This is a genomic window from Rubripirellula obstinata (assembly GCF_001642955.1).
GTDB lineage: Bacteria > Planctomycetota > Planctomycetia > Pirellulales > Pirellulaceae > Rubripirellula > Rubripirellula obstinata.
Genome location: NZ_LWSK01000008.1, coordinates 1 through 17,132, shown reverse-complemented (window position 1 = coordinate 17,132; position 17,132 = coordinate 1). Strand labels below are relative to the sequence as shown.

General features: G+C 53.3%; 11 protein-coding genes. 3 read left to right on the top strand and 8 right to left on the bottom strand.

The annotated features are described in order from the left end of the window. Positions 1–39 precede the first annotated feature (39 nt). The 8 genes from RC85_RS04250 to RC85_RS04215 form a co-directional block, all read right to left on the bottom strand. Complete coding sequence (locus tag RC85_RS04250) at positions 40–1,413, bottom strand: cytochrome P450 (protein ID WP_068258979.1); 1,374 nt, start codon at positions 1,411–1,413, stop codon at positions 40–42. After that, positions 1,403–3,295, bottom strand: coding sequence for a SidA/IucD/PvdA family monooxygenase (locus tag RC85_RS04245; RefSeq protein WP_068258978.1), 1,893 nt, complete (start codon positions 3,293–3,295; stop codon positions 1,403–1,405). Before RC85_RS04245 ends, RC85_RS04250 begins: the two co-directional genes overlap by 11 nt. Further along, complete coding sequence (locus RC85_RS04240; RefSeq protein WP_068258976.1) at positions 3,292–4,395, bottom strand: hypothetical protein; 1,104 nt, start codon at positions 4,393–4,395, stop codon at positions 3,292–3,294. Before RC85_RS04240 ends, RC85_RS04245 begins: the two co-directional genes overlap by 4 nt. After that, the gene (locus tag RC85_RS04235; protein WP_068258974.1) at positions 4,388–5,332 is read right to left on the bottom strand and encodes a hypothetical protein; all 945 of its coding nucleotides are present in this window, start codon (positions 5,330–5,332) and stop codon (positions 4,388–4,390) included. The genes RC85_RS04240 and RC85_RS04235 overlap by 8 nt, the downstream gene beginning before the upstream one ends. 36 nt (positions 5,333–5,368) lie before the next feature. Further along, positions 5,369–5,863: an ATP-dependent metallopeptidase FtsH/Yme1/Tma family protein gene (locus RC85_RS04230; RefSeq protein ID WP_084422332.1), complete on the bottom strand. Its 495-nt coding sequence runs from the start codon at positions 5,861–5,863 to the stop codon at positions 5,369–5,371. A gap of 6 nt (positions 5,864–5,869) precedes the next feature. Beyond that, complete coding sequence (locus tag RC85_RS04225; RefSeq protein WP_162273163.1) at positions 5,870–6,751, bottom strand: ThuA domain-containing protein; 882 nt, start codon at positions 6,749–6,751, stop codon at positions 5,870–5,872. Between the two features lie 750 nt (positions 6,752–7,501). Then, on the bottom strand, positions 7,502–8,731 hold the full coding sequence (locus RC85_RS04220; RefSeq protein ID WP_068258969.1) for a glycosyltransferase family 4 protein: 1,230 nt from the start codon (positions 8,729–8,731) through the stop codon (positions 7,502–7,504). A gap of 319 nt (positions 8,732–9,050) precedes the next feature. Next, positions 9,051–13,544: a DUF885 family protein gene (locus RC85_RS04215; RefSeq protein ID WP_068258968.1), complete on the bottom strand. Its 4,494-nt coding sequence runs from the start codon at positions 13,542–13,544 to the stop codon at positions 9,051–9,053. Positions 13,545–13,830: 286 nt separating this feature from the next. Between RC85_RS04215 and leuB the strand changes: the two genes are divergently transcribed. From leuB to RC85_RS04200, 3 genes are read left to right on the top strand one after another with little or no spacing between them, the layout of a single operon-like run. Continuing rightward, positions 13,831–14,904, top strand: a complete 1,074-nt coding sequence (leuB, locus tag RC85_RS04210; protein ID WP_068259053.1) for a 3-isopropylmalate dehydrogenase — start codon at positions 13,831–13,833, stop codon at positions 14,902–14,904. Positions 14,905–14,914: 10 nt separating this feature from the next. Next, positions 14,915–15,952 carry a phosphatidate cytidylyltransferase gene (locus RC85_RS04205; RefSeq protein ID WP_235033291.1) on the top strand — a complete coding sequence of 346 codons (1,038 nt, stop codon included), beginning with the start codon at positions 14,915–14,917 and terminating at the stop codon, positions 15,950–15,952. Between the two features lie 6 nt (positions 15,953–15,958). Beyond that, positions 15,959–16,735: a TatD family hydrolase gene (locus RC85_RS04200; protein WP_068258967.1), complete on the top strand. Its 777-nt coding sequence runs from the start codon at positions 15,959–15,961 to the stop codon at positions 16,733–16,735. Positions 16,736–17,132: the final 397 nt, after the last annotated feature.

The window sequence follows — 17,132 nt, the reverse complement described above, 5'->3', positions numbered from 1 at the left end:
TTGTTTTGTCGGTGTTTTGCTTCAGTGTAGCGGAACCGCTCATCGACGCTTCAGGCGAACACGCAGACCATGCTTTGGCGTCATGGTTAAGTGTGCGGCCATCCGGTGACGATTGCTTTCGTCGATAATCACCTCAAAGCGTTTCGCAATGGACGACACCGCGACGGTAAGTTCCATCATGGCAAAATGGATTCCAATGCAGATTCTTGGGCCGCCGCCAAAAGGTACGGTGGCATAGGTGGATCGATTGTTTTCCATGTTTTCGGGATCGAACCGATTGGGGTTGAATGAATCAGGGTTCTCCCAAAACTGTTCATGTCGATGCAGCGAATAGCGACTAAACACCACCATCGACCCCATGGGCAGCGTTGCACCGCCAAGCGTCACGTCGGTCATGGCATTTCGATTTTCAAACCAAAAAGGAGGATGTAGCCGCAAAGCTTCTTCGATAATCATTCGGACAAACTTTAGCTTCGGGAGATCAGAAAGCTGAATTTCACGATTCCCGATAACCTGATCGAGTTCGTCATGCAGACGCTGCTGAATTGCCGGATTCTGTTGCAGTTCGTACCAGATCCAGGTGAGAGCACTCGAAGAAGTTTCATGGCCGCCAATGATCATCCCCAGTGTTTCTTCGACAATTTCCAGGTCCGTCATTGGTGGATCGTCATCACTTCCCAAGTTGCCTGCCGCCATCAACATCGACAGCAAGTCATGGTGACCGGCGGCATCCTGTCGATCAGAAATCATTTGCTTTAGAAACGTATGGAATTCATCTAACGCTCGGAAGAAACGAAAGTTTGTTCTCGATGGGAACCACGAACTGCGAATGATCGGCAACGGAGGTTTCGCGACGTAGTGATTGATGATTTGCGTCCAATGACTAATCCGTTCGCTGGCAGAATCAAAACCGTTGCTAAAAAGAGCACGCCCAGCAATTTGAAGCGTCAACTTGTTCATCTCTTTTGCAATGTCAAAGGCAACTGCTTCTTGGTAATCCTGGTCCCATTGATCCGTCATCCGGTCGGTCGCATGAACCATCAAATCAAAAAAATGCTGGATCGTTGTGGGACCAAAACTAGGCTGCATGGACTTACGGCGACGCTTCCATGGTTGCCCCTCCGCGACGACTAAGCCGCCGCCAAAAGCGACTCGAAACCGATCGTAGATCAAACTGTTTTTGTCAAACGAAGTGTGAGTGTCCTGAAGAACTTGTTTGACCAAGGATGGATGGTTAACCAAGTAGAAATCAAAGAGACCTCGGCAATGAACAAAGTCACCAAAGTCGTTGACCAAGCGGTCAAAGAAGTACGCGGGGTTCCCAGCCAGCATCCATTGGCGGTACATCCACGGTGCGCGGACCAATTGCCCATCGAAGGAATTTGAATTCACTGAATTTTGTCTATCGACCATAGAAATGATTTCGCAGTTTTCGATAGACGCGATAGGCCCAATCGATTGGCTTTAGAAGTAACAGCAAAGCGATCAAGGATGCAGGTAAATAAATCGATTGATCATCAACCGTGCAAAGTTGATTCGATCCTGAATGCGGATAATACCTTGTCGTTGCGGGCGTGAGTTGCTGTTTCCACCATCGCCACAAACCGCCCAAACGCGGCTTTGGCATGGTTCCCATCATCTTTGCGAGTTCGTCGCAATAAGGAAACATTTCGACCGGATAGATCGCGTCCAAATCGAGTGTTTTAAAACGATTACTCAAAGCTTCGATTTCATTTTGGTGCAGGGTCGCGATGTCTGCGGGGCGTTGATGCAAACCGGCAATCAATCCGACAACGTACCGTGATTGCATCTCGCTGATGGTGGGAATGTTCCCAATCACGGGACGTGCAAATCCAACCAGGAACAGATTCGGGTGTTCTACATGAACACATCCAAGATAAAAGTCACCAATGCGAATCGTTCCGTTGGACAATTCGTCTAGCGTTGATCGATAGCCAATCGCAGGAACAATCAAGTCAGGATTCACTTGCACGAGGTCTTCACCTGTGCGATCGCCAAACGCGCGAAAGACGTTCGCTGTTTCATCAGTGGGCGAGCCAACGATTTCCAAATCTCCGTTGGCGACCGCATCTAGGAAATCATCGCTTTTGTTATGAAACATGTCGAACAGTTGATCTTTCGCAGCCTCATTCAAACGCGTCGCCCAGTGTTTCCTGCGACGTTTCCTGCGACGTTTCCTGCGACTTTGTTTCCTGCGACTTTTCCAGGACGAGTCCGCCAAGGAACTGCCCCGAAATAACTTCCCGGTTTTCCCGTAGCTGGGCCCGCCAGGGTTCAGTCCATCATTAGCTGTACCCGACTGAACCCTGGCGGGACCAGCTACGAAAGATTTCGCCAAAGACGGAACTTGGTTCAGCATAGTTCCTGAACTGCCGGACGAATCTTGATGTGTTCCTCCATGCGATTTCGACTGCTCATGTTTCGGCGTGAATAGCTTTTCGAAGAGACTTTGGTAGCGAATCCTCGCTTTCACGAAACCGCCACCGATCCAATTCCGAATGTCTCGATGAATCGAAAGTAGTAAGCGGTTGCGCAGAAAGTCCGACGGAACACCTCGAATGGGATGATAGCGCGGGCTGACTCGAATTCCGGATCTCAACGACAAGTAGACCTGGTTCTGCTGACTGGGTTCAGCGAGCCGACGGGCGTAATCGACTGCCGATTCGCCACCTCCAAAAACGACAATCCTTTGATGTTTGATGGACTGGATTCCACCGTTTTCATTTAACTTCGCTGGTGATATCATCCGCGTAGAAGATTCGATGGTCTTTGGGACCGACGCCAAACCTGTACACAGGATGACTGCATCAAATTGTTGTTTAATGACCTCTTGCTGATTTCCATCGACCGACCACTTCAACTGCCACCCAAGTTTTGACTGATCGGGAACAATCGAACTGACGTTACAGCCGAACGAAATCCACCGACGCAAGTCAAATTCGTCCGCGAACGATTCCAGGTATTGACCATATTCTCCATCGCAAAAAAACTCGCTGGCGGTTGCGGTCCGATTGCCCTGAACAGTCGCGTTCTGAGTCGTCGCGTTTTGAACCGTCGCGTCCTGAGCCGTCGCGTCATAGGGCGCAAAGCATGCGAACTGGGTGGTGTACTTCGTCGAAGTTGATTTAAAACCTTCGAACGGGTTTCCCCAGCACCCCTGGATTGAATGCGATCTCTCCAGGCAAACAATTTCCCAATCACTCAACTGCTCAATTGCATTCTTAAGTGCAATCAGACCACTGCTTCCGGTTCCGACGATTGCTAGCCGTTTCATGTCAAAATAACTGCGGTCAGGCTGACCAGAACAAAATTGAATTGCCCTGATTCAGGAATGAACAACAGCAGTCGTTGCCCTTCGCGGATCGATTGACCTCGCAGATATTCGTCCAACATCACGTATGCACTTGCTGACCCGGTGTTTCCAGCGGTGGCAAGGTTGGTCCAGTAGGAAACCGGCGGCGCAGATTCTTTGGCAAATTCTTGCATGATCCGTTCCATGCGACGTCGAAAAAAGAATGATGAAAGGTGGGGCAAGATTTGGTCGTATTGGTCCAAGCTTTCACCATGTGTTTCCATGGCGTCCGAAAGAAACGATCGCGAACTGGTAAACAGGTGTCGGGACAAGACGGCAACATCCTGGCTTAGCACGGCCGATCGCGAAGGCATTTTCATGCATAGCTCTGTCGCATGAGCAAACGACAAGGAATGTGTCCAGTTGACGCGAAGCGAGATCCCATCGCTTGCGGGTTTGTTTTGGAACAGAAAAGCCCCCGCACCATCGGATAACATGAATCGCAAAAAGACAGACATGAACCATTGGCTGCGACGGACATCGTCGTGTTCGCTGCGGTCGTCGATGGGATGAAAGACGTTCGACTTTAAGACTTCGGAGGCATGTTCCACGCCAACGCTGATGCTTGATTGGTGGCTGTTGGTTTGAACTGCCCTTATCGCTGCGACCATCCCCGCAGCGGACGCGGTGCAAACGCCGCCATGGGAACTAATTTCGACTGGGTAGTCAAGCCAACCATCGCGGCGAATTCTGTGATGCAAAATCGATGCAATACCGGGTGCCGCTAGTGGCGCGAACGTTGTTCCAGCGGCAAGAAACGTGGGAGGTTGAAATGGCCCGCTGTCGGTCAGTGTCCTATGCACAGCTTGCGCCGCTAATCCATAGACGTCATCAGTCGGATTTTGATCAGTGTCCTGAGCGTAGTGCCGAGTTTGAATGCCGTTCATCCGCAGCACCCGTTGCTTGATATCGGCTTCCCCGTCGATGTCGCCAAGGAAACGTTCGATGTCCTGGTTGGCAATCGGCTTGCCAGGCAAGAAGGAACCCGTGTGCGTCAGGTAACACGGCATCAATTTAGGCATCTATCTGGTTTGGGCGTAGCGGAGGTTGGCGTCGGAGCAGATCGTAGGCGACTTCGTCGAACACAATGTGGTAATAGAGATACTGGCTAGGGTTCGAGAAAAACGCACTACTGTTGTAGTGCCCGCGGTTGTTCACTTCTTGCATGAAAAAATCCAAATCGATCAGAGATTTTTGATCTTCCAGATAAATGTGCTTGAGACACCAAAGTAAGATCGAATCAGAATCGAACGAACCAAGTGCCTTCATTGCAGTCCGCAGGTCCGCGAAAACGGTGATCGTCGTGACGATCAGCAACACAATGTTGGTGGCACCAAGAATCTGCCACGAATGGCGTTTGTTCTCTTCCAAGGCGGCTTTGCTGTACTGAGCGTGATCTTGCGGTTGTTGCGAACGAATCTGATCGAGGTTGTCGAGAAAGGTTTGGCGATCAAAGCGATCAATCAATTCGTAGGACAACTCGTCATGACCGATCGTCATGTTATGCTCGACCACGGTTGCGAGATCCTCCACGCTAAAATCTCCATCGATTCCATTGAGTTTCCGATCTTCATCGACGGAGGGTTGCGGATGTTGTCCCAATAGCATGTGCCGATAAAGCAGCGGTTCAATCTGAACGTGACGAAGCATCAGCTCGGCAGCTTCGTATCGAGCCAAGTACTTCATGCCCAATGACATGATTCGATCGATTACCTTCGCTTCAAATCCGTAGGGAACCCGATGCAAGACAAACTTGATCGGAAAGCTGACGGTTCTGAGAAAGAAATAGGCGACCAACAAAATGGGGCGAAGCAGAACGTAGTCCCAATGACTCTTTTCATCAGAAAAGACTTCGTTGATGTAGTCCGTGATGTACGGGAAGCGATTCGACGAAGGACTGGTCGCGGATTGATTTTGCTTGTCTTTAATCATCTGAATTTGGGCATCGGATTTTGGCATCGGATTTTGGGTGACAATGAGGCGTCAGTTTGGTCGCTAGCGAGAACGTCCTTCGGCTTGTTGCAAGAAATGCTTGACCGCTCGTCCGCTGATGGTCGTTTTAGCGAGCAACTCTTCAGCAATCCAGCGGATCGCTTGGGCGTTGGATTCGTCGCTCAGCAGGTGTTCGGTTTTGTCCAGCATTCGGCGTTGAACTTTTTCTAATTGCCGTTCACTTCCGGGTCGAGTCCGAATCAGCCGAGCGATCCCTTGCAGGTCTTGCCCCGCACCTGCCGGGCAATACTTACCCGTGAAATGAGCTTCGGCAACCATGCCTGAAAACAGAATCATGACCTCGTCTTCAAGCCAATCTTTGGACGACTTGATTCGCCCTTTTTGAATTTGACACACGCCCAGTCGCCCGCCACCGGTTTGCAGTTTTCCCGGTGCGATGGAAACTTTCTGAATCGGGCGGCCTACGATTGCTGCCATCACGGCATGCCCAGCTTCGTGGTACGCCGTCGCGGTTCGTTGCTGATCAGGTTGTTCCATCTGCGGCTATGATCCAATCCCGAGTTCTGTTTTGATTGCGTCGGGATTGAAATTTGGCGGTGGATCGAAGTCTTGGTTTTCTAGCAGGCCGCTGAACTCAATCGCTGTTTCCAATTTGGATCCATCGTCGGGGATGGATTGCACCGCGGTCCAGCGAATCGCGTTGGTGACCAAACGCAAGATATCTTGGTTGGCCCAGTTCCAATGGTAGTGGCCGCCGGTGAATCCAAATGATCGTCCAGAATCGGGTCGTTCATAAGCCCATGCAACTGTTTGCAGATCACCCGCGGCGACCTTCTTTCGCACATCCGGATTACCCGAATGTGGCCCGTCGCTGCGCCGCATGGTTTCAGCAGGCGCGATTGCGGAAAGAATCGGCGTGACCTTTCCATCGGATGCGAATCGCATATTGAAGTACCATTCGTCGTTCGCTTGGAACGGTTTGACTCCGCGTGTAATCGAATGATCGGGCAGGGCGGTGAACTCGGCGATCCAGTGGGGATTGACGCTGTAGTTGACCTCGAAATGTCCGCCTAGCAGTTTGCGGAACCGTTCCCCCATTTCACCAGGCACAGTTTCAACGGCGTAGTGCAAACAAACCAGTCCACAACCTTCGGCCAATTTCTGTTCCAATCGATCCATTTCAGCGATGGCAAGATGCCGTTTGCCACCGTCGCAATAGATCACAATCGTGTCTGCTTCGGCAATCAGCGAGTCTTTTTTTGGCCAGCCACGTACCACGTCCACATGCGTGTCTTCGTCGGCCATCGCTTCTTCCAAAATCTTCAATCCCGCGTAGTGTTCGTGAGCGCCGTAACCATGCGACCGGGCACCTGCAATCATCAAAACGTTGCGAGGCTGTGCGGCGTCGGCTATGCCAACTGCCATCAACAAAGCAGTCAAAATAACAAATCGAAGCATTAGGATCACCGCGACACAAGTAGAAACAGATCAAACGAAACGAGCACAACAATTGATCGTATCCGAAACTCACCGTCGTGTCTTGAAAGCGGACTGATGTAGGCCGGAACAAGCTTTGCGCAGTTCCGGCATTCCAACAAAGCACTATGCAATTGCCGGAACTGCGCCGAAGCGGCTTGTTCCGGCCTACAGGAGCTTGTAGGCCGGAACAAGCTTTGCGCAGTTCCGGCATTCCAGCGCAGAACCATGCAGTTGCCGGAACTGCGCCGAAGCGGCTTGTTCCGGCCTACAGGAGCTTGTAGGCCGGAACAAGCTTTGCGCAGTTCCGGCATTCCAACGAAGCACCATGCAATTGCCGGAACTGCGCCGAAGCGGCTTGTTCCGGCCTACAGGAGCTTGTAGGCCGGAACAAGCTTTGCGCAGTTCCGGCATTCCAACGCAGCACTATGCAATTGCCGGAACTGCGCCGAAGCGGCTTGTTCCGGCCTACAGGAGCTTGTAGGCCGGAACAAGCTTTGCGCAGTTCCGGCATTCCAACGAAGCACCATGCAGTTGCCGGAACTGCGCCGAAGCGGCTTGTTCCGGCCTACAGGAGATGTAGGCCGGAACAAGCTTTGCGCAGTTCCGGCATTACAACGCAGCACCATGCAGTTGCCGGAACTGCGCCGAAGCGGCTTGTTCCGGCCTACAGGAGATGGCGGCAAATAGCGATCAGGATCATTTCGCTAGGACGTCGCGGTAGACGGCGGCTGTTCCGGCTGCCATCGCTTTGTCCGAAAATTTGTCCGCGTGGGTGGTGAAGGCGGCTTCGGACATTTTGGTCCAGTCGTATTTGCCGGTGACCAATTCTGAAATGGCTTGGGCAAGTGATTCCGCGTCGCGTGGTTGGGCCAGTAAACCTTCGACGCCATGCGTTACCGCTTCGGGCGTTCCTTCGACGCTTGTTGCGATCACAGGCACCGCGGCTGCCATCGCTTCCAACACGACCATCGGCAAGCCTTCGCCAAACAGGCTGGGCAGCAACATCGCGTCAAGCTTGACCAACTCGGCAGGAACGTCCGTCGTGAATCCGACTTCTTCGATCCCTTCGTGCAATCGCAAGCGATCGATTTGGTCTTCGATCGATCGTCGGTACGCTTCCGTTTCATAGGGACCGATAATTCGCAGCACCACATCGTGTCCATTGCCACGAAGTTTGGCGACCGCTTCCAGAGCAAATTCAAGTCCCTTGCGTGGTCGCTGCAGAGCGATCAATCCCATCACCCAGCGACCGCCGGGTTTAGGAGTATGAGTCCTTGGTGGTCGAACCGCTGGAACACCATTGTGGACCACCGAAACTTTTGCGGGTGCCGATCCACTGGCGATGCAGTCTTCACGAAGACTGGCCGAAACCGTGATCAGGCGGCTGCAGGTTCGCAGTGCCAATTTTTCGATCCAGGCATTCAAACGGTTCGTAAAGGCTTTGGCCGAATCACGTGCCGCTGGTGAATGAACGTGATAGATCCACGGCACGCCCGACATCTTCGATGCAAACGCAGTAATCATCGCGCTGCGAGGAGTGTGTGCATGCAACAAGTCATAGCGTTCATCATCAATGATCTTGCAAATTGACTTTGCCGCGTGCAGATCAAATCGATGCTTCATTGGCGTAAAGTACCCGCGTCCCCATGCACCACCTTGCTGCGTCACCATCTCGGCAAACTTGCCCGGTTTGACGCTGGCAAAATCTGCTGTCACGCCAAACTCCGGAAGACATCGTCCCAGGTGCGACTGCACTCGCTCGGCTCCTGAAAAGTGTTCGCCGTTGACGACATGCAAAACGCTTATCTTTTCAATCGCACCGTCGCTACCTACCGACGTCGATGACAGTTGCCCACTGGATGGCAGCACCAAATTTGCAGTAGCGGATGTCGTATCAACTGTCGTTGCGTCAGAATGAGAAGGCATAAAACTGGAACTGCTTGGGTGATCAACGGATGGTTGGCTGCGGGCCCGAGAACACTCGCGCGAGACCGTACGCTAAACCTTGCCATCCAAAGCGACCTCTTGCGCATCCAAAGCTCTTGGCTGACCTTATCAAAGACAGAAAGTGCATCGGTTGTAACGATTAAACCAACTGAGCTGCAGCTCAAAAAAATGGGTCGAGCAGAATACGAATTGGGGAGTTCCACACGGCCTACGCTTGCTAAGGAACGTTCGACTTTTATAGTAGCCTTTCGCGGAGCGAAAGGCGACACTGATTTCCCGCTCGTTTCTAAAGCACTTCCTACTGCGGAAATTGCATTGCTGGAGCTTGCTCGCGTTCCAATGAAGTGTTCCACAACAGGGGTTTCACCAACGCGATCGGCAGGCTGCCGTGTTGCATCACGCCGTCATGAAATTCGATCAACGGTCGTCCTTGGGAAACCCATTCTTGGCTTAGTTCACGCAGTTGCAGAGCGCCGATCATGTACGCCGCCTGATAGAGCGGCGGATAATCCGGTCCCACGCTGCGGCGAACTTCCGCGGTTGAATTGCGACGGTCAAAACCAACATTGGCGACCAAAAAATCGATGCATTGATCCGGTGACATCTGACGCAAATGAAATCGAAGTGAAAAGATAATTCTCGCATAGCGATGAGCACGCCAAACCAGAAAACCTAACTTCTGTGCCTCTGGACTTGCGCCGAAAACCGGTTCATCGGCGAACCCACTTTCATACAGAAGAAATTCCCAATACACCGCCCAGCCTTCCAACCAAAACGGGGTCGAGAAACCTTGTCGATGCGTTGCATGACGAGCCATCTGAAAATGTTGCAGATGGTGCCCAGGAATCAGCTCATGATGAACCGTGGCACGGACAAAGGGAATGTTGTTCCCTCGCATGCTCTGCTTCTTTTCGCTGGCGTTCATTTCCGCAGTTGGAAACGAGATGCTGATCACTTCGCCGCCGGTGAAAAACGGATTCACTCGTTGTCGCTGCGGGCTCATCATCTGCATCCGCCAACTTGATTGGGCCAGCGGGTCGATCGTAAGCCATTGATTGTCTCGTATGAAATCAATGGAATCCTGTGCAGTCTGATCAATCAGTTCTGGTTGCTTCCCCGGCGCGACATGAACGTTTTTCATCGCATCAACCGCTGCCAACCAATCGTCACCGTGCCCCATCTTGCGAGCCAACTCTTTCATCTCGCGATGGCATTCTTCCAACCCCTGCTCGGCCATTTCGATCAAACGCTCGGGAGTAGCGTCAATAAATTCAGCTCGCAGTTCCGTCAGCAATCGCTCGCGACCGACCGCGATTCCGATAATGCCCGAACCGTCAGACGATCGCACAACAGACGACGATGATTTATCAAAATCGATGCGTGCGAGTCGCGTTTCAATGTCCCGCAGAATCAGGTGATAGTCCACCTGATCGCTGACCGACCACCGCGAAAACTCAACGTCTTTTCGCTGCATCTTGGTCAGCGAATCCTGCCACTGCGTTAGGAACCCTTGTTTTCGCGAAGCATCCTTTTCGAGTTCCGCCAATCCGGTTTGGTAATCACGCAGGATGTTGGCAAAGATCGCCTCCGGTTCACCCCCCGGCTTTTCATTGGCGACGGTTACTGGCGGCAGCATTTGCGAGGACGTCATCTTAGGGAACTCAGATGCGTCGTTCAAAGCAGCAACACTTTGCCATGCATCAGCGATCGCCAAGGATTCGTGCTTTGGAATTTCGGCACTTTGTTGCTTTGCCCAGGCGGCCAATTGCTTTGATGCATCAGTTGCCACGTCAGCGCACCACCAATCGAACGATGGATCATATTTGGCGTAGAACGTGTTCCAGGAACGGAATTGCTGGGCCAGGTTTTTCGCCAGCGGCTTGGATACACGAGCCTTTTCGGGGCTGAGGCTTTTTAGCGATTCGCCCCATTCGCCCATCGTGGCTGCCAGGGCAGGGTAGTCGAGCGGTTTGCCGCGGCGAAACCAATCGCATCGTTCCACAATCTGACCCATCACCGCGGCGCGGTCGATCACGTCCATCGCCGCGACCGCGTCAGCGTCAAGTTGCCCGCGAAGCTCACCGACCTCGACACGAAGTTCGTCCAGGATCGGATCGGAATCAGACGAATCGGCGAGTCGCTTTTCCCATTCGCTTAGGAAGTGATTCAGTTGCGTTAAGCGATGGGGTGAAAGCCGTGTTGGCAGCTTTCGTGACAGGCTGCCCCAATCTGCTTGAAAGCGTGTTTGCCGTTTTTGCCAAACTGATTCAGGCGGAGTCAGGGCGAGCTGCTGCGGGGTTGGGACTGAAAAGTTCAGGACTGAAGGCTTTAGAACTGAAGGGTTCAGGACTGAACTGGGACTCTTTTTTTTTTCGCTAGCTGAACTCTGTTTCGATTCAGGTTGAACTGCCGCCGATGTCTCGGATTCTGGCTTCCCCATTTCTGGCATTAGTGATCGGCAGAAGAATTCCTTCGTCCGCCGCCATCCGTAGTCACCACCGCCGCTATGCCCCATTCCTGGGATCATAAGGAAGTCGAAGTCCTTGTCAGCTTTGATCAATGCATCGACGACTCGCAAGGTCGATTCGGGTGGAACATTGGTGTCCAGTTCGCCGACGATCAGCAGCAGGTCACCCTGAAGCCGGTGGGCATTATCGACGTTGCTGGACTGTGCGTAGTGCGGCCCGACGGGGTATCCCATCCACTGTTCGTTCCAGGACGCTTTGTCCATGCGATTGTCATGACAACCGCATGACCCCATGGCTGCTTTGTAAAAGTCGCCGTGGAACAACAGCGCACCCATCGCGTTTTGACCGCCCGCCGAGGTGCCGTAGATTCCAACACGAGTTAAATCCATGCCTGGAAATTTTTCCGCCGCTGCCTTCATCCAAGCGATGCGATCGGGGAACCCGGCATCCTTCAGGTTGTGCCAACAGACATCATGGAACGCTTTGGAACGATTCGCGGTGCCCATCCCGTCGATCTTAACGACGATAAACCCCAAATCGTTCAGGTCTTTGTAGGGCGGCGATCCACGGAACCGCTTTGGCACATGCGAACTGTGCGGCCCGGCGTAGATGGATTCGATCACCGGATACTTCTTGCCGCTGCTGGGATCGTAGTCATCTGGGAACGTGATAAATCCCCAGATGTCAGTTTCGCCGTCGCGACCTTTTGCTGAAAACACGGTCGGCAATTGCGAAAGCGTTTCTCCCGGATCAGCGATACGTTTTGCCTTTGAAAGAGTCGCCAACAATTGTCCGTCATTGGCGTTTCGCAGTTCGTGGATTGGCGGCGAATCAACGCGGCTGTACGAGACAACCACGTGATCTCGGTTTGGCGAAAACGACCATTGATGCTCGCCGTCGCCGTCGGTCAGCACGTCAAAGTTCTGACCATCGAAACTGGCGCGAGCTAAGTGTCGGTGGTAGGGGTCTTGGTCGTCGTGGTAGCCGCTGATCACGATGTCAACGGTTTGGTTTTCTTCGTCAACGTGAATCAGTTCTCGCACAACAAATTCGCCTGACGTGATCGCAGTCGGTTCGGCTTCGCCGCTGAGATCCACCCAATACAAATGACGCCAACCGCTTTTCTCGCTGCTGTAAATGACATGATCGGCGTCATTCAAATACGTTACCGGTCGCCGGAACGGGCCGTGGGCTGTCCAGATAAAGGTGTCTGTTTGCTCATCAATCGGTGTGGTGACTGTTTTGCTGTCTGGGTTGATCCGAAAGAGACGGAATCGTTGATGCCCGCGGTCAACCTTTTCAATCAACAAATCGTGGTCGCCGTGGAAACGTATGCTAGGCCTGCCAAAGTCAAAGACCGGTGTGTCCAGCGAAATGGGTTGCCAATCTTCGGTATCGCAGACGATCAATTCAAATTGATCAAAATCGTCTCCGGGCAATGGGTAGGGACGTTGACGCAGCACGGCCAAACCGCCGCCCTTGGGCGAGGATTCAATCGTCGCAACCAACGTTTTTTCTGCCGCGGTTTTCTTCCACATCACCAGGTAACGCTCATCCGGTGAAACCCTTGGTGTCAGTAGGCTGCAGTCCTCACCGACCAGACTGTTCACGGAATCGATTGAATCCCAGGAACTTGAATCTGCATCTTTTGAACGCTTTTGAAGCTGCCCGTCGTCAACTCGCAACTGCCAACCCTTTGCTTCCAGCATTGGACGCTGAGACCTACCCCGGGCTGACGAACGTTTCTTGAAACGCTTGGCTTCGACAAGCGGAAAAACTTCTTTTGCAACCGCGCGGCCACCGAGTCCCTCCGCAACGATGCTGCCGTAGAAATCACCGTTCTTACCCTTCACGATCCAGGCGTGTCCGACAAAGGTATGTTGAGCAGAAGTTTTGCCCGGCTGAATGGTCGCATACTGGACCTGTTCACCGCTGGAGGTGATCCAGAAGGTGGTGACGGGCTGTTCAGTTTTGTTGACAAACTTGATTTCCGTATCGTCGATATTTTCGAGAATCGATTTCGGGATCGGTCCACCGATTAAGCCCGCCGGGCGATCCGTCAGCCTGCCATCCTTACGAACCTTCATTGATCCGTCGTCAACATTAACGTCAACGACCTCTCGTTCGCCATCTTCGGTTTGACGAACGAACCAGAAATTGCCGTCGTCGGACCAACGAGGTTTGATCTGCAGGTTGATCGTTTCCGCTGCCATCGCGGTTGAGCCGTCGAGACCTATCCAACAGAGCATTGCCAACAAAGTCGAAAACAGAATCGCTGCCAAAGTTTTTGGAACGGTCATGGGCTTTGCAATGGAGACAGGCATTGGCGTTGGTATCAGCGAGCGTGGCAGGAATCAGATAGGAGATGGGTCTGCTAACATCATGCTCGTATTTGCCGACAAGAAAACAACGCGATGGGCCACTTTTGGCAATTCGGCCAAAATGGTGCGTCGAGCACTGCAAAATGCGCAGAATCGTGACGCTTCTCGATCAGCGTCACCTGATGGCCGTGTGGACCTTCACCAGAAGCCGAGGGTACTCGCAGGGGAACTCCTCAGCTACATTCAGTGCTTCGGTTTCTCATTTCCATCCGTCCGCGAAGCAAGTCCCTTGAAAGCCAAAATTGTCCTGTTGCCTGGTGATGGCATTGGCCCTGAAATTGTTGCCCAAGCTCAGCGTGTTCTTGAAGCCGTTGCGAGTCGCTTCGGGCACGAGTTTGAATTTTCCTCGCACCTAATCGGCGGCATTGCCATCGATACCTGCGGCGATCCGCTGCCCGACGAAACCGTGGCTGCGTGCAAGGAATCGTCGGCGATCTTGTTGGGTGCCGTTGGCGGTCCGAAATGGGATGACCCTTCGGCCAAGACTCGGCCGGAAGCCGGGTTGCTGAAAATCCGCAAAGAGCTTGGACTGTTCGCCAACCTGCGTCCGATTCGATTGTTTGATCAACTGATCGACGCATCGCCGCTGAAACGCGAAATCATCGAAGGCACCGACATTCTGTTCTTCCGTGAATTGACCGGCGGAATCTACTTTGGTGAATCAGGTCGCGAAGGCAGCGGCGATACCGAGTCGGCGTATCAGAAAATGATCTACAGTGTCCCCGAGGTTCAGCGGATCGTGCGATTGGCGGCCAAGGCGGCTCGTAATCGCGAAAACCGATTGACCAGCGTGGACAAGGCCAACGTTTTAGAACCCAGCCGTTTGTGGCGATCGGTTGCCGCGAAAGTGATGGCCGATGAATTTCCCGATGTCGAGTATGACGTCGTGCTGGTGGATTCAATGGCGATGCACTTGATCAATCGTCCCAAGGATTTTGACGTCGTTGTGACGGGCAACATGTTCGGCGACATTTTGACCGATGAAGCGTCGATGTTGCCCGGTTCGCTGGGGATGTTGCCAAGTGCGTCGCTCGGTGACGGTGGCCCCGGTTTATACGAACCGATTCATGGATCAGCACCTGATATCGCGGGCAAGGGAATTGCCAATCCGCTGGCAACGATTTTGGCGTCGGCAATGTTGCTGCGTCATTCGTTGGGCTTGGGTGAAGAAGCCGAACTGATTGAAACAGCGGTTGAATCGGTATTGGCCGATGGTCACCGGACGGCCGACTTGGCGCGTGGCGGAGCATCGATCGGTACCGAAGCGATGGGTGACGCCGTGATGAAGCACTTGGCCAACTAGGAAAACCAGTTTGTTCATTCAGCCACCGTTGGGATTGGCCCAGATCGTTTGGGCAGAGCCTCGGACGTACATCTTGTTGGCGGTCATCCTGGGTGCGCTCGGCATCGCTCAGATTGTCGGCATCGTGCTGGCACGCCGCGAAAAAGTCGGCATCGATTCAGCCCTGGTTCGACGTTACAACCACAAACTGCGCGTTTGGTGGTTAATGATCGTGATCTTTGCGCTCGCGTTTTTTCTGCACCGGATCGGGATGGTGGTGTTGTTTGGATTGGTGTCGTTTTGGGCGCTGCGTGAATTCATCACGATGACGCCGACGCGTCGTGGTGATCACCGAACCCTGTTTTGGGTGTTCTTTATCTTCACGCCACTGCAATACATCTTGATCGCACTGGGCAGCGATCCGCCCCCGCGTTTTGGCGGCACCAGCGGTGTTGATTACTACGATTATTACAGCATCATGATTCCGGTTTACGCCAGCCTGTTCATCCCGGCTCGCGCGGCGTTTGCTGGTGACTACAAACGTTTCCTGGAACGCAGCGCAAAGATCCAAGCGGGGCTTTTGATCTGTGTCTACTCGCTCAGCTACGCACCGGCGATCTTGGATTTGTCATTCAAACAAACCGGCGGTGATCCGTGGCAGGGCAGCGCCGTTAGTGTGCTTATTTTCTTCGTGCTGATCGCTCAATTGGCCTCGGTGTTTGAACGCGCGTGGGGCAAACTTGCCGGGCGTCACGTGATCGCTGAAAAGATTAATGCGTCGCGAACTTGGGAAGGGTTCTTCGGTTCGATGGTGACGACAGGCTTAGTCGCCGCGGCATTGTTTTGGGCAACGCCTTTCTATCCGTGGGAAGCTGGTTTGCTGGGCGCGGTCGTGACCGTGATGGCATGCGCGGGAACGATGACCATGAGCGCGATCAAACGCGACCGCGGCGTGACGGACACCGGCACGCTGGTTGAAGGTCATGCCGGTGTGCTGGACCAGATTGACAATGTTTGCTTCGCCGCACCGATTTTCTATCACCTGACTCGGTTCTTTTGGTCGGTCTAAAACACGATGACATTGACGCTGTTTGATACTCACGCACATCTAAATTCTGATCAATTCGTCGGCAAGGTCGATCAAGCGGTCGCCAACGCAAAAGACGCAGGCGTGATTGGCATCGCGGTCATTGGCGTGGACTTGGCGACCAGTCGCCGTGCTTGCGATCTGGCGAACGAGTATTCCGGTTACCTGCACGCGGTCGTGGGGATTCAACCCAACAGTGCGGGCGAAGCAGCCGAAACCGACTTTGATGAAATCGAATCGTTGCTGAAGCGACCGGGTGTTTGCGGGATCGGCGAAACCGGTTTGGATTGCTATTGGGACGACACGCCGATCGAAGTTCAGCAGGACTATTTTGACCGGCATCTTGAACTGTGTCGCCAAACAAAGCTGCCGATGGTGATCCACATGCGAGAGAGCTGTGATTTGATTATCGAGCAATTAAGAAACCAACCGTCGGTGCCCAGCGGAATCATGCACTCGTTCACAGGCGACCGCGACCAAGTTCAGGCGTGTCTGGATCTGGGCCTAATGATCAGCTTTGCGGGCATGGTGACGTTTAAAAAGAGCGATGATCTTCGCAGCGTCGCCGCGATGGTGCCGGAGGATCGGATCCTGGTGGAAACCGACTCGCCTTATTTGAGCCCGGAACCGCTTCGTGGTCGCCGCCCCAACGAACCGGCACGTGTGGAACACACGCTGCGATGCTTGGCAGACGTGCGAGGCGTGTCAGCCGAACACTTGGCGGAAGTTACAACAGAAAATGCCAAGCGACTGTTCGGACTTTAGGCTTAGGCAACTGAGACGAAATAAACTACCAGCCCACACTTTTGGCAGCGGACGAGACATCGACGATCCCCTAAACGCACGTTAGCCCGTGAGATGCAAGTAGAGTCAGCCTCGGAGAGGCGAAAGCACAGTGCCGGGTGCGCAGCACCCGGTCAGAATTGGTTCGCCCCGGTCCTCCGCACCCATGATCGGCGGCTTCGCCGCCGATCATGGGTGCGGAGGTGGTGAGCTTGCGAGTCTACCGGGTGCTGGGCACAACGCCGTGAAGGGTTTTGGTCCCGGAAAACACGTGTTAGGAACGTACGACTTTTTATAGTCGCCTTTCGCTCGGGACGTCGCATCAGTTACTGCGCAATAGGCCCGGAGGGCCGGGAGCTCCCTGCCGGGTGCGCGAGCA